The 13,926-nt window shown below is 63.9% G+C and carries 9 protein-coding genes; 5 read left to right on the top strand and 4 right to left on the bottom strand.

What is annotated here, in order from left to right; translation table 11 throughout:
- The first annotated feature begins 2 nt into the window (after positions 1–2).
- Together H292_RS0108525 and H292_RS0108520 are read left to right on the top strand one after the other, a co-directional pair.
- Positions 3–1,556, top strand: a complete 1,554-nt coding sequence (locus tag H292_RS0108525) for a DNA polymerase Y family protein (protein ID WP_027498694.1) — start codon at positions 3–5, stop codon at positions 1,554–1,556.
- Between the two features lie 27 nt (positions 1,557–1,583).
- Positions 1,584–2,093: a hypothetical protein gene (locus tag H292_RS0108520; RefSeq protein ID WP_019663628.1), complete on the top strand. Its 510-nt coding sequence runs from the start codon at positions 1,584–1,586 to the stop codon at positions 2,091–2,093.
- Between the two features lie 15 nt (positions 2,094–2,108).
- On the opposite strand, the gene H292_RS0108515 is transcribed toward H292_RS0108520, so the two are convergent.
- Positions 2,109–4,109 carry an SDR family oxidoreductase gene (locus H292_RS0108515; protein WP_020111126.1) on the bottom strand — a complete coding sequence of 667 codons (2,001 nt, stop codon included), beginning with the start codon at positions 4,107–4,109 and terminating at the stop codon, positions 2,109–2,111.
- A gap of 182 nt (positions 4,110–4,291) precedes the next feature.
- On the bottom strand, positions 4,292–6,421 hold the full coding sequence (locus H292_RS0108510) for an MMPL family transporter (protein ID WP_027498693.1): 2,130 nt from the start codon (positions 6,419–6,421) through the stop codon (positions 4,292–4,294).
- Between the two features lie 171 nt (positions 6,422–6,592).
- On the opposite strand from H292_RS0108510, the gene H292_RS0108505 reads away from it, so the two are divergent.
- Together H292_RS0108505 and H292_RS0108500 are read left to right on the top strand one after the other, a co-directional pair.
- A complete protein-coding gene (locus tag H292_RS0108505; protein WP_027498692.1) occupies positions 6,593–9,880 on the top strand; it encodes an error-prone DNA polymerase in 3,288 nt (1,095 codons plus the stop codon).
- Between the two features lie 63 nt (positions 9,881–9,943).
- Positions 9,944–10,441, top strand: a complete 498-nt coding sequence (locus H292_RS0108500; protein ID WP_020111123.1) for a metallophosphoesterase family protein — start codon at positions 9,944–9,946, stop codon at positions 10,439–10,441.
- A gap of 9 nt (positions 10,442–10,450) precedes the next feature.
- Here H292_RS0108500 and H292_RS0108495 read toward each other — a convergent pair whose 3' ends face one another.
- Positions 10,451–11,404, bottom strand: coding sequence for a HAMP domain-containing protein (locus H292_RS0108495; RefSeq protein WP_020111122.1), 954 nt, complete (start codon positions 11,402–11,404; stop codon positions 10,451–10,453).
- A gap of 170 nt (positions 11,405–11,574) precedes the next feature.
- Here H292_RS0108495 and H292_RS0108490 point away from each other — a divergent pair, with 170 nt between their 5' ends.
- Positions 11,575–12,876 carry an ATP-binding protein gene (locus H292_RS0108490; protein WP_231383794.1) on the top strand — a complete coding sequence of 434 codons (1,302 nt, stop codon included), beginning with the start codon at positions 11,575–11,577 and terminating at the stop codon, positions 12,874–12,876.
- Positions 12,877–12,891: 15 nt separating this feature from the next.
- Here the strand turns inward: H292_RS0108490 and H292_RS0108485 are convergent.
- A partial coding sequence (locus H292_RS0108485; protein WP_020111120.1) for a cytochrome c oxidase subunit I occupies positions 12,892–13,926 on the bottom strand: 1,035 nt, incomplete at its 5' end.

Genomic DNA, 13,926 nt, shown 5'->3' with positions numbered 1-13,926 from the left:
GCATGAGCCGGGTGCTGGCGCTGTGGTGCCCGGACTGGCCCGCGGTCGCGGCTGCTGCCGTCGCCGATCTTCCGGCGACCAGCCCGGTGGCGGTGGTGTCCGCCAATCGTGTGATCGCATGTTCGGCACCTGCCCGCGCACACGGTGTACGGCGGGGTCTACGCAAACGTGAGGCCCAGGCTCGCTGTCCCGATGTGTATGTGGTGACGGCTGATTCGGATCGCGACGGCCGGATGTTCGAGCCGGTCGCCGCAGCCGTCGACATGGTTGCGCCGGGTGTGGAGGTACTGCGGCCGGGGTTGCTGATCCTCGGTGCCCGAGGTGTCAGCAGGTACTTCGGATCCGAGCACAACGCAGCCGAGCGGTTGATAGATCAGGCGGCCGCGGCCGGCGTCGAATGTCAGATAGGGATCGCCGACGAGTTGTCGACGGCGGTCATCGCAGCCAGGCATGCCGTGATCGTTCCCCGGGGCGGCGGGGCTCGTTATCTCGCCCCGCTGCCGGTGTCGGAACTGGCGGCAGAACCCAGTCTGGCCGCGGCGGACAGGGAAGAGCTGATCGATCTCCTACGACGTCTGGGTCTGCGCACCATCGGTGATTTCGCGGCCCTCACTCCCGGTGATGTGGCGTCCCGTTTCGGAACCGACGCCGTGCTCGCCCATCGGAGCGCGAGGGGTGAGGCGGAGCGTCCACCGTCGGCTCGCGCCCTGCCACCGGACCTGAACGTGGAGTACCAGTGCGATCCGCCGATCGATCGCGTGGATGCAGCGGCCTTCGCGGGCAGGGGGATGGCGGAGAAACTGCACACGAAGTTGGCGGCCGCTGCCGTTGCCTGTACTCGACTGCTCGTCCATGCATCCACCGGCAACGGCGAGAACCTCTCGCGAACATGGCGATGCGCCGAGCCTCTGACCCCGGAAGGAACCGCAGACCGCGTGCGGTGGCAACTCGACGGCTGGCTCACCGGGCGTAGCGTCGCCAAACCGACGTCGGGCATCACGATGCTGCGATTGGAACCGGTCGAGGTGGTCGCAGCCGGTGAGCTCCAACTCGGCCTCTGGGGAAGCGTCGGCGACGAGGAGGAACGCGCCAGACGCGCCCTTGTCCGTGTGCAGGGACTTCTCGGCGGCGACTCTGTGAAGATCGGCGTGCTAAGCGGGGGGCGTGGCCCCGGCGACCGGGTGACTCTGCGCAGTCTGGGCGACGAGTTGGTGCCCCTGTCGGATCCTGCTGCTCCCTGGCCCGGCCGGCTCCCGGCGCCCGCACCGGCAGCAGTGATGGACACGTCTCCTCGGGTGACGCTGGAGGACGCGAATGGCAACGACGTGCACGTCGGCATGCGCGGAAGTTTCGACACCCGCCCGGCCACACTGCGGTGGGGGAGCAAGGCGTGGCCACTACGAGGATGGGCCGGACCATGGCCGATCGACGAACGCTGGTGGGATCCCACCGTGGGTACACAGGGCGCGCGCGTTCAAGTGCTGGTCGAAGAAACCCGTGCCCTGCTGCTTCTCTACGGCGACGACGGGTGGCGAGTGGAAGGTATCTACGAATGATCCGCGGTGAGGATCTACCATCAGTGCATGAGACTGTCGAAGCGAGATGTTCCCTTGATCGCCAGTGCAGCGCTTTTCGTTGTCTCGCAAGCGAATATCGTTCGGCTGCTCGGTCCGGCCGGGCCCCGCGTCCTCGAAGTGCAGACGGCGTGGTCGGCACGACGATATCGAGAGATTCTCGAGAAGATGGACTCTCGAGAGACCGCGCGTTTTCGAAGCCACTACTACCCGGATTTCGTCCACCCTGCGATCTACGCCGTCGCGCTTCGTGCCGGTGCCGAGCGGTTGGGTGAACTGACGCCGATACCGCCCGCCACCGCACGTGTGCTTGCGCTCGCTCCTGTCCTCTCGGCAGCAGGAGATTACGTCGAGAACATCGTCGGCCTGCACCTGCTGGATCGGCCCGATCACATCACCGATTCGGTCGTGCGAGCCACCTCGGCCGTCAGTATCGCCAAATGGACTCTGGCGCTGGGATCTCTGGGGTATCTGACCGCCGGCTTCGGTTCGGTACTGGTGCGCTCGATACGCAGGTGATCGGCACCGGTCTCGTCACCAGTTGGCTCCGGGAACCAGCCTTCCGAGTCGCCTCGCCAGCTTGCCGACCCGCGCCGATGCGCTGGACGCGTCGTAGGTCGAGGTCGGAGGTACCGGGATCGGCTGAGATTCGCCCTGGTCTTCCGTCACTTCGCCTTTGGCCGCAGCCGAATCGGGGAACCGCCGGTAGAACTGATGCATCGTCCGGTCCTTGCCCTTCGGCGTGAAGATGCTGCCGAACTGACCGAGAGTGCCGAGTGGAGTGTCGATGCGCTTCGGCCTGTCGGTCAACGCCCTGATCACCATTGCCGCGGCTTTCTCCGGTGACACCACCGGGCCGACGTTCTTGTCGCCGGTGGGTGTGATCATCGGCGTCGCAACGAGCGGCATATGGATGGTCGTGAACGTTATTCCGTCGGACAGAGTTTCGGCTGCAGCCACGTCGGAGAACGCGTCGAGAGCGGCCTTGCTCGCCACGTACGCGGAGAAACGTGGTGTGTGGCCCTGCACTGCAGCGCTACTGACGTTCACGACATGGCCGAAGCGGCGCTCACGCATGTGCGGAAGTAGCGCCAACACGAGTCGGACGGCACCGAAGTAGTTGACGGCCATCGTTCTTTCGTAATCGTGCAGTCTGTCCGTCGATCGGTAGAGCGAACGCCGGATGGATCGCCCGGCGTTGTTGACGAGCATGTCCACGTGCCCGTGCTCACCGAGAATGGCCTTGACCGTCTGCTCCACCGACTCGGTGTCCGTGACGTCGCAGGGATACCCGTACGCGTCCCCGCCGGAGGAACGGATGTCCGCAACAACGCTTTCCAGCTGCTCGGCGCCGCGCGCCAGCAGAATAACCGTTGCGCCCTTGCGCGCTGCGGACACGGCGCTCGCCTGTCCGATTCCAGAGGAACCCCCGGTGATGACGATGTGACGGCCGACCAGCGGTCCGCGTGGATCCTGCTTGCGCGCGCGGTCCGGGTCGAGGTTGCGCTGCCAGTGCGTCCACAGTTTGTCTGCATAGGACTTCAACGGCGGCGGAACGAGTCCGTTCAGCGCAGTCTGGGTGGCAGTGGACGTGAACACCGTCGGAAGCGTCAGATGATCGAGCATGACGGGTGGAACACCGAACCGTGTGAGCACGGCGTCGCGACCGTTCTTGACCACCCTCGTCCGCGGCGAGACGACAGGAGCAGCAACCGCCCCCGGTATCCCCACGACCTTGGCCTTCGAACCCGCGGCCGCGCCGAACGCGGAATACACCTCGACCATCGACTGAGGCTCGGGGTTGACGAGATGGAACACCCTCTGACCCAGAGGATTCCGCACGATCAGATCGACGATGGCAGTGGCAACGTAGTCCACCGGTACCAGATTGGTCGCACCGATATCAGGCACTGTGACAGGCAGGATCGACGGTAACTTGGCAAGTTCGGCGAAGAACGGAAAGAAGAAGTACGGCCCGTCGATCTTGTCGATCGCGCCGGTCTCGGAATGGCCGACAACCGCGGACGGCCTGTACACGCGCCAATCGGTAGCCGAATCGCGGACGATCGCCTCCGCCTCGAACTTGGTCCGGTGATACGCCGTCGGGAATCCCTGGCCCTTGTCGAAATCGTTCTCGGTGAACGTCCCCACATGGTCACCGGCAATTGCGATCGACGACACGTGGTGCAACCTCGCCCCCGTCGCCACCGCCAGATCGACCACGGCCCGGGTGCCGTCCACATTCGCCCCGGACTGCTCATCACCGGCGGTCAGGTCGTACACCGCGCCGAGATGAACGATGTGATCGACATCCGACGGCACCTCCTTCACCCCGAGCCCCGGTTCGGTGAGGTCTCCCACGAGCGGATGAACCCTGTCGTCACCGGGCAGCCCGGCGACCTGCTGTTCGAGCTTGGCAACCGACTGTTGCCGAACCAGAACATGCACCTCCGCAGCCGAATCGCGCTCCAGTATCAGGGGCAGCACATTCTGCCCGAGAAAACCCGTACCGCCGGTAACGATGTACTTCGCCATCCCTCGAACTTACTTGATAGTAAGTTCCTCGGCCACCCTTGATTTCGGACCGAACGTGGCATTCAGTCACTTGAAGTGACCGAACGTCACGTTTGGTCACTTGAAGTGACCGAACGTCACGTTGGGTCACTCGAGGTGACCGAACGTCACGTTCGGTCCACGAAGACAGGGATGCGGCGAGGTCAGTGACCGATACCGACTTTTTCGTGCACTTTCTTCATCCATGCAGGCGCCCACCAGTTGACTTCGCCCATCAGTTTCACCAATGACGGGACGAGCAGCATTCTGATGATGGTGGCGTCGACGATCAAGGCGAGGATCATTCCGACGCCGAGGAATCTCATGATCGACAGATCGGAGATGGTGAATGCGCCGGTGACGACGATGAGGATGAGGGCGGCGGCGGTGACGATGCGTCCTGTCCGTTGTGCGCCGACGGTCACTGCTTCTTCCGTCGTGGCGCCGCCGGCTCTGGCTTCTACCATTCGGGACATCAGGAAGACCTCGTAGTCGGTGGACAGGCCGAAGACGACGGCGAGGATGAGGACGACAAATGTCGCTTCGAGTGGTGCCGGGGTGACGCCGAGCAGTTCGGCGCCGTGTCCTTCCTGGAAGACCCAGGTCAACACACCGAAGGTGGCTCCGAGGCTCAGCCCTGCCATCAGGACCGCTTTGATGGGGAGGACGATCGAGCCGAAGGCGAGGAACAACAGGATGAGCGTCGAGACGACCATGATCGCGATCATCGCCGGCAGCCACTTGGCGATCGCTGCGTTGCCGTCGTCGACGAGAGCTCTCGAGCCTCCGACGAGGATCTCGGTGCCCTCCGGCGGTGTCATCTGTCGCAGGGAAGCGACGGCGTCACTGGTCGACTCGACTTCGCTCTTGCCTTCACTGGGTTCGCTGAATGTTGCTTGGACGACGACGAAGTCGTCCGCGGACCCGGTGAACTGGACCCGGGCAATTCCGTCGACGGCTTCTGCCTGGCGGGTGATGTCTGCGATCGGGGCGCCCTGGGGTTTCTGCCCGTCGGTGCCGCGGAGAACTACGGTGGCACCTTCGCCCGTGGTCGGGAATTCGGAGTTCAGTGTCTCGACGGCGACGCGAGCCGGATCGTTCTGAGGCAGTGCGGTGTAGTCGACTTCTCCCAGCGTGACCTTGAGAATCGGCGCGGAGAGCACGAGCAGTGCGGCGACGATGACTACAGCGACGATTCCGGGAGTGCGCATCACCCGGGTGACGACGGCTCCCCAGAACTTCTGTGCGCGCGCGTCGCCGCGGTCGGATGCGCTTCGGCTCCAGGTGAGCGAGTTGATGCGATGACCGAGTATCGCGAGCAGGGCAGGAACAGCCGTCAGCGACAGGATTGCCGCGCTGGCGACGGCGGCCATGGCTCCGAATCCGAGCGATTTGACGACCGGTTGCGGAAACACGAGCATTCCCGCGAATGCGCAGATCAGCAGCAGCCCCGAGAAGACGATGGTTCGGCCTGCGGTCAGCACGGTGCGAACTGCGGAGTTCTGCGGGTCGACGCCTGCGCGCATCTCCTCTCGAAATCTACTGACGATGAACAGTCCGTAGTCGATGGCGAGGCCGAGCCCGAGAAGTGAGGCGACGTTGATGGAGAACGAGCTGACCTCGGTGACCACCGTCAGCGCCCGCAGAATTGCCAGTGCGCTGATGACGCTGAGGATGCCCACGAACACCGGCACCGCGGCCGCGACCACGCCGCCGAAGATGAAGATCAACAGCACCAGGGTGATGGGGATCGCGATCGCCTCGGATCGCACGAGGTCGCTCTGCAGCGTGGTGCTGAAGGACACTCCTACCACCGATCCGCCGGCGAACTGCGAAGTCACGCCGGGGACGACGAGTTTCGGCGGCAGGTCGCCGAACGTCGAGAACGTGACGCCTGACTTGGGGCCGAGGGTGACGGTCGCGAGCGCCTTGGTGCCGTCGTTGGACAGGAGGAACTGCTTGGCTGCGGCGTTCGCAGTCCAATAGGACGTGACGTTCTCGACGGAGTATTCGTTCTGGAACTCGTCGAGCACGGCTGTGACATCGGGTGCGATGTCGTCGATCGTCTTGCCTTCGGGTGCGGTGTAGATGGCGACGATGTCCGGTGTCGGTTGCCCGAGGCCGGCGACGAGTGTGCTGACTTCGGCGGCCTCGCTTCCCGGGTCGATGAAGCCGCCTTCGCTGAGCTTGGAGAACACGCCGATTCCCCATGCCCCGCTGAGGGCCACCGCCACGATGGCGATGGTGAGCACCCAGCGTTTACGGGAAACGACGAACGAAGCCCAACGTGTCACGTTCTCACTCCAGCTCTCTAGTTACATGCGATCGCAGAGCGAGCCTAGTGGCTGGAGACGACACGTTGATTTCTGTCGGTGCCGTGCGCTCTAATAGAACACACGTTCGAACGGTGTCTTCCCCTCTGTTCGACCGTGCTGTTCGAGTTCTCGATGAACGAGGGGATGGTCATGGGCTGGAACGATGGTCCGCCGACGTGGTCGGAGATGGAGCGGGTGCTGTCGGGGCGTCCTGCGCGGCCGGACAAGCCCGAGATCGTCGGCGACGGCGGGGACAGTCCTGCCTGGTCGCGTAAACGTGCGGCGTACGAAGGGTCGGTCACTTCGGCACCCGTGACAGGAACTCCGTATGCGGAGTTGCATGCGCATTCCGCGTTCAGTTTCCTCGACGGGGCGAGCCAGCCGGAAACGATGGTGGAGGAGGCCGCGAGGCTCGGGCTGGAGTCGATCGCCCTCACCGATCACGACGGTCTCTACGGGGTCGTGAGGTTCGCCGAGGCCGCCAAGGCGCTGGGTGTGGGGACTGTCTTCGGTGCCGAACTGTCGCTGGGAACGGACAAGTCGCGGGCAGGTGAGCTCGACCCGGACGGTACGCATCTTCTCGTGCTCGCTCGCGGCCAGGAGGGGTATCGCAGACTGTCGAGGGAGATCGCGGCGGCGCATCTGGCCGGTGGCGTCAAGGGAAAGCCTCGGTACGACTTCGACGCGTTGTCCGATGCCGCGGGTGGGCATTGGCAGATCCTCACCGGGTGCAGAAAGGGGCACGTGCGGCGTGCCCTGCGCAACGGCGGGCGGGACGCGATGGATGCTGCCGTCCGGGACCTGGTCGACAGATTCGGCGCCGACCGTGTCACCGTCGAGCTCACTCATCACGGATTGCCGGAGGACGACGAGCGCAACGACGCGCTGTTCGACGCCGCCGCCCGCTTCCGCCTTCCGGTGATCGCCACGACTGCGGCGCATTACGCGACGCCGGAGAACCGCCGTCTTGCCATGGCGATGGCTGCGGTGCGCGCCAGAAGCAGCTTGGACGAGGCATCGGGATGGCTCGCACCGACCGGTGGTACCCATCTTCGGTCCGGTGCGGAGATGGCTGCGCTGTTCCGACATCATCCCGGCGTGGTCGACGCCGCAGCCCGGCTCGGTCGTGAGTGTGCGTTCGATCTTCACTTGATCGCGCCGAAGCTTCCGCCGTTCGATGTGCCTCCCGGACATACCGAGATCAGTCACCTGCGTGATCTCGCGGTGCGTGGTGCGCGTCTCAGGTACGGCTCGCCGACGGAACATCCTGCGGCGCACGCTCAGATCGAGTACGAACTGGACATCATCGAGCGGTTGGGTTTTCCCGGGTACTTTCTCGTCGTCCACGACATCGTGAAATTCTGCAAGGACAACGACATTCTGTGCCAGGGGCGGGGTTCGGCAGCGAACTCCGCCGTCTGCTATGCCATCGGCATCACCAATGTGGACCCTGTTGCCAACAAGCTGCTCTTCGAGCGGTTCCTTGCGCCCGAGCGGGACGGTCCACCCGATATCGACGTCGACATCGAATCGGACAGGCGTGAGGAAGCTATTCAGCACGTCTACTCCAAGTACGGGCGCACGTATGCCGCGCAGGTCGCGAACGTGATCACCTATCGAGGTAAATCCTCGGTGCGTGACATGGCTCGCGCGTTGGGATTCTCCCAGGGGCAACAGGATGCGTGGAGCAAGCAGGTCACCCGTTGGTCCAACATCGGTGACCAGGAGGGAAGCGACATACCTGCTCCGGTACTGGATCTGGCGCGGCAGATCGAAGGGTTTCCGCGTCATCTCGGTATTCACTCGGGCGGCATGGTGATCTGCGATCGCCCCATTGCGGACGTGTGTCCGGTGGAGTGGGCAACGATGGCCGACCGCAGTGTTCTCCAGTGGGACAAGGACGATTGCGCTGCGGTGGGTTTGGTCAAGTTCGACATGTTGGGACTCGGGATGTTGTCGGCCTTGCATTACATGATCGATCTGATCGACGAGCACAAAGGCATCCGGATCGACCTCGCGGACATCGATCTGAGCGAGAAGGCTGTCTACGACATGCTGCAGCGAGCGGATTCGATCGGCGTGTTCCAGGTGGAGTCGCGCGCGCAGATGGCGACGCTGCCTCGCCTGAAGCCGAGTGAGTTCTACGACTTGGTCGTGGAAGTGGCACTGATCAGGCCGGGGCCCATTCAGGGTGGATCCGTTCACCCGTACATCAAGCGCCGCAACGGGCTCGAACCGGTCACGTTCGATCATCCGTCGTTGAAGAAGGCTCTGGATCGGACGCTCGGAGTTCCGCTGTTCCAGGAACAGCTCATGCAGATGGCGATCGATGTCGCGGGTTTCAGCGCTGCGGATGCCGATCAACTCCGCCGAGCCATGGGTTCCAAACGGTCCCCGGAGCGCATGAACGAACTGCGCGGAAAGTTCTACGACGGTATGCGTGAGCTGCACGGAATCGTCGGGGATGCGGCCGATCGTATCTACGAGAAACTGTCCGCCTTCGCCAACTTCGGTTTTCCCGAGAGTCATTCGCAGAGTTTTGCATCGCTCGTGTTCTATTCGTCGTGGTTCAAACTGCACCATCCGGCAGCGTTCTGCGCGGGACTGCTGCGGGCACAGCCGATGGGCTTCTACTCCCCGCAGTCGTTGGTCGCCGATGCACGGCGTCACGGTGTGCAGGTGCACGGACCGGATGTCAACGCCAGCTCCTGGTACGCGGACTTGTGCGGTGGTGGACTCGAGATTCGTATGGGTCTGGCCGATGTTCGTCACATCGGTCAGGCGCTCGCGGAGAAGATCGTCGAAGCTCGGGTACTGGGGGGCCCGTACACCTCGTTCCTCGATCTGACCGGACGGGTGGAGCTGTCCACCGCCCAGGCCGAATCATTGGCGACAGCAGGCGCTCTCGGCTGTTTCGGGACCACTCGTCGCCAAGCGTTGTGGGCTGCCGGTGCTGCGGCAGGGGAGCGGCCGCATCTGCTTCCCGGTCTCGGGGCGTCGACCCACGCCCCCGTGCTTCCCGGTATGAGCGATCTCGATCTGGCGTCCGCGGACGTATGGGCAACGGGGGTATCACCGAATTCGTATCCCACTCAGTTCTTTCGAGATCGACTCGACCGCCTCGGGGTGGTTCCGGCGCATCGGCTGTTGGCGATTCCCGATGGGGACCGGGTGCTCGTCGGGGGAGCGGTGACGCATCGTCAACGGCCTGCGACAGCGGGCGGAGTCACGTTCGTCAATCTGGAGGACGAGACGGGAATGGTCAATGTCGTCTGTTCGGTCGGACTGTGGGCGAAGTATCGAAAGCTCGCGCTCACCGCTCCCGCATTGCTGATCCGAGGCAAGGTGCAGAACGCCGAAGGAGCCGCCACCGTGGTGGCGGATCATCTGCAACTGCTGGATCTGCGGGTGCAATCCAAGTCGAGGGATTTCCGGTGAACCCCGCGCATCGTCCGATCCGGATCCCCCGCCCGCGACCGCCGAGCGTGCACACTGGAGTGCGTGAAACTTCTGTTGCTGGCGGACACTCATGTGCCGAAGCGGGCAAGGTCACTGCCCCAGCAAGTCTGGGATGCCGTCCGAGATGCGGATGTCGTCGTCCACGCCGGCGACTGGGTCGAGGTCGACCTGTTCGACGCGCTGCAGGCCGCGTCGACACGGTTGATCGCATGCTGGGGGAACAACGACGGGGAAGACTTACGCGCACGCATGCCCGAGCGGGCAGACGTCGCACTCGACGGCGTCCGACTCACCATCGTCCACGAGACAGGTCAGGCCACCGGACGTGAGAAACGCATGGCGGCGGCCTATCCCGACACGGATGTACTCGTGTTCGGGCACAGTCACATTCCGTGGGACACCACGGCCGACAACGGGCTGCGCCTGCTCAATCCAGGATCTCCCACCGACCGCCGTCGGCAACCGTTCTGTACGTTCATGACCGCCGACATCGAGGATTCGACGCTCGTAAACGTTCGCCTGCATCGAATCGAACGGTAGTGGCGTCGATCAGGAGTGCGACGCCTCCGACTGGACGCGGGCCTGATCGACCAGATCGTGGACCAGTCGGATGATCACGTCCATGTCGGTCATGACACCCGCGCGAAGCGCGTCCTGCTCCTCGGGGGACAGCGCGGGCGGGTCGTCCGAGTCCAGCGCCATCACGGTGTCGATCTTCGCTCGCAGCGTCTGCAACGGTTCCATCAACTCCTCGCCGGCGTCGGTGACGAGCTTGTTCTGCCGGCGGCCGGAGACGGTGAGCGCGGCGAGCATCTCGTTGTAGCTGGTGGCCAGCGATGCGAGTTCGTCGTCTCCGCTGACGACGATGGGTTCCAAGTCGCCGGTGCGCGCCACCTGCTCGGTGGCGTTGCGCAGACGTTTGACCGGTCGCAGCCCTGTTCGAGCCACCGCAGAACCGGCGATTCCGGCCAGGGCGACCAGGAATGCTCCGATCATCACGAGAGCGAGCGTCAACTTCCCCAGCAGCGGATCGTTGGACTCGAGCGACTCGGCGACCATGACGGTTTCGCCGGTGGTCGTCCGCTCGGCCGCGACCATGTATCCGCGCACCTCGCGGAGGGAATCAGGCGCCGTCCCGTCGACGACTGCCTGCTCCTGGGAGTCGAGCACACCCGCCGAGTTCGTGAACGGCTTGGACTCGGTGTTGAACGTGACGAGTTCCCCGGTCGACGAGACCAGCGCTACCTTGATCGCGGGGCCATCGGGGCTGCTGACGCCGAAACCGTACGCGTTCGGCGGGACGCCCAACTGTGCTCCGGTGATGAGTGCTTTGGCGTTGCGAGACACTCGGTCACCGAGCTGATCACGAAGAGCCTGGTCCGCGACGACGTAGATGGCGAGCGCACTGACCGCGACGGCGAGAGCCGCAACACTGATCGTGAGAACACGGATGCGGCCGTGCAGCGTCAACGCTGTGGGGCGATGGGCTGCGCGGGGGATCACTGGACGAGTATGACCGTGACTGCTGAGAGCGTTCTGAGAAACGGGATTACTCGGTCGGTGACGCGTGAAAATGCGCTGGGCGACCGCGTTGTCGATGTAGTACTCTGGCGATCTTCGCGCATGCGGAGTAGTCCACGTACTCGGCGTGGTGAAAGAATCGTGACTCCCACATGACATCAGAAGTGCACGAAAGCCTGTCCGGTGAACCGGAATCCGTCCGTCGCACCGTCGCCGCGATAGCGAACCTGCTCCTCGGCGCCTCGCGTTCGGCCACCACGGCAGACGCATTCGTCTCGACCTCACTGGGAGTGTCGAGCGACGACGTCGTCTGCGCCACCGAACTCCTCACGGTCTCCACGCGTCCGGCAGTGGCTGCGATCCTCGCGGACGAGATGTCGATATGGAACCCTCCGGTCGGTCCCGCAGAGGATTCGTGTCCTCCGACGTGGGAGCGAACGGACATCGACGGCACGTCGATCTCGCTGCCCAAGGAACTTGCCGTGTTCTTCGTCGGTGGCTCGTTCGCGCCGATCGACGTCGTGGTGTGCCTGAGGGAAGCGTCGTTCATGAACGACGAATTCGAGCTTCGCATCTACACCCGCACGGTCGACGCCGAGGCGGGCAGGGCACTGCTCGCGCAGACGATGACCGCGGCGCGCGGTCCTCGAAACTTTTTCCGAGGACGTGTTCTTCAGGCGACCGCAAAACCTGTACTCGGCCTGTCGATCGTCGACCTTCCCCGTCAGGACCGCTCGAATCTGGTGTTGCCAGCCGAAGTGTGGAACGAACTGGACACCAATATCGCTGCAGTGACCACTCGCGCCGACCTGATGCGTCAGCTCGGCCTCGGCACCAGCCGAGGAGTGCTTCTGACCGGTCCTCCCGGTGTGGGCAAGAGTGCCGTCAGCCGTGTCGTGGCCGGGGAGTTGATGGGAGACGCCACCGTCATCATCGTCGACGCCCTCGCTGGATCTCGTGCGCTGAGGTCCATCTACGAGGAGACCAGATATCTCGGACGCACCGTCGTCATCCTCGAGGATCTCGATCTGATCATCGGCACGAGGGGAAGCGGGGGTCGGGACGAGCCGTTGGCGGAGTTTCTGACCGTCCTCGACGGCACCCGGCAGTACGACGACGTTCTGACCATCGCGTCGACCAACGATCCGAAGTCTCTCGATTCCGCGGCAACGCGGTCGGCTCGGTTCGATGCGATCATCGAGATCGACTACCCGGACACCGCCGCGACAGCCGAGATCCTGCGTCGGATACTGACGTCGATACCCGGCGCCGACGCTGTGGACTGCCATGCCGTGGCGCGGTCCTTCGCTACTGCGGTCTCCGGGGCGGATGTGCGAGAAACGGTGCGACGCGCAGTGCTGGAACACGGAACTGCGGTGACCACACAGGTACTGCTCCGCACCATCGCCGACGGACGCTGGCGCGCAGCCGAATTGACGGGGCAGTACCTGTGATTCGGCGCTGCCGGTTCAGTCGCCCGAATGCTCGTCGTCGCCGGTGGCCAGTGGTTCTCGACGCGCCTTCTCGAGGACTTCGGTGGTGTGTCCGCCGTGGGCACCTGGTCCGACGTGGGCTTCGGCGCGGAGGCGTTCGACCATGTGCGGGTAGTGCAGTTCGAACGCGGGACGCTCGGACCGGATCCGGGGCAGTTCGGTGAAGTTGTGCCGCGGCGGCGGGCAGGAGGTCGCCCATTCCAACGAGTTGCCGTAGCCCCACGGATCGTCGACGGTGACCACTTCGCCGTACCGGTAGGACTTGAAGACGTTCCACACGAACGGCAACGTCGACGCACCGAGCACGAACGCCCCGATCGTGGAAATGATGTTGAGTGTGGTGAACCCGTCCGACGCCAGGTAATCGGCGTACCGACGCGGCATACCCTCGTTCCCGAGCCAGTGCTGCACCAGGAACGTGCCGTGGAACCCGAAGAACGTCAACCAGAAATGCCACTTGCCGAGCGTCTCGTCCATCATCCGGCCCGTCATCTTCGGGAACCAGAAATAGATACCGGCATACGTCGCGAACACCACCGTCCCGAACACCACATAGTGGAAGTGCGCGATCACGAAGTAGGTGTCGGTGACATGGAAATCGATCGGCGGGCTGGCGAGCAACACACCCGAGAGACCACCGAAGAGGAACGTGATCAAGAACCCGATGGAGAACAACATCGGCGTCTCGAGCGTCACCTGACCACGCCACATCGTGCCGATCCAGTTGAAGATCTTCACACCCGTGGGCACCGCGATCAAGAACGTCATGAACGAGAAGAACGGAAGCAACACCGCACCGGTGGCATACATGTGATGCGCCCACACCGCGATCGACAATGCCGCGATCGCGATCGTCGCGTAGATCAATGTGGTGTATCCGAACATCGGCTTACGCGAGAACACCGGGAAGATCTCCGAGACGATCCCGAAGAACGGCAACGCGATGATGTACACCTCGGGATGACCGAAGAACCAGAACAAGTGCTGCCACAGCAACACACCACCGGTCGC

The organism is Rhodococcus sp. 114MFTsu3.1 (assembly GCF_000383555.1).
Taxonomy (GTDB): Bacteria; Actinomycetota; Actinomycetes; order Mycobacteriales; family Mycobacteriaceae; genus Rhodococcoides; species Rhodococcoides fascians_E.
This window is presented reverse-complemented; position numbering and strand designations above follow the sequence as displayed.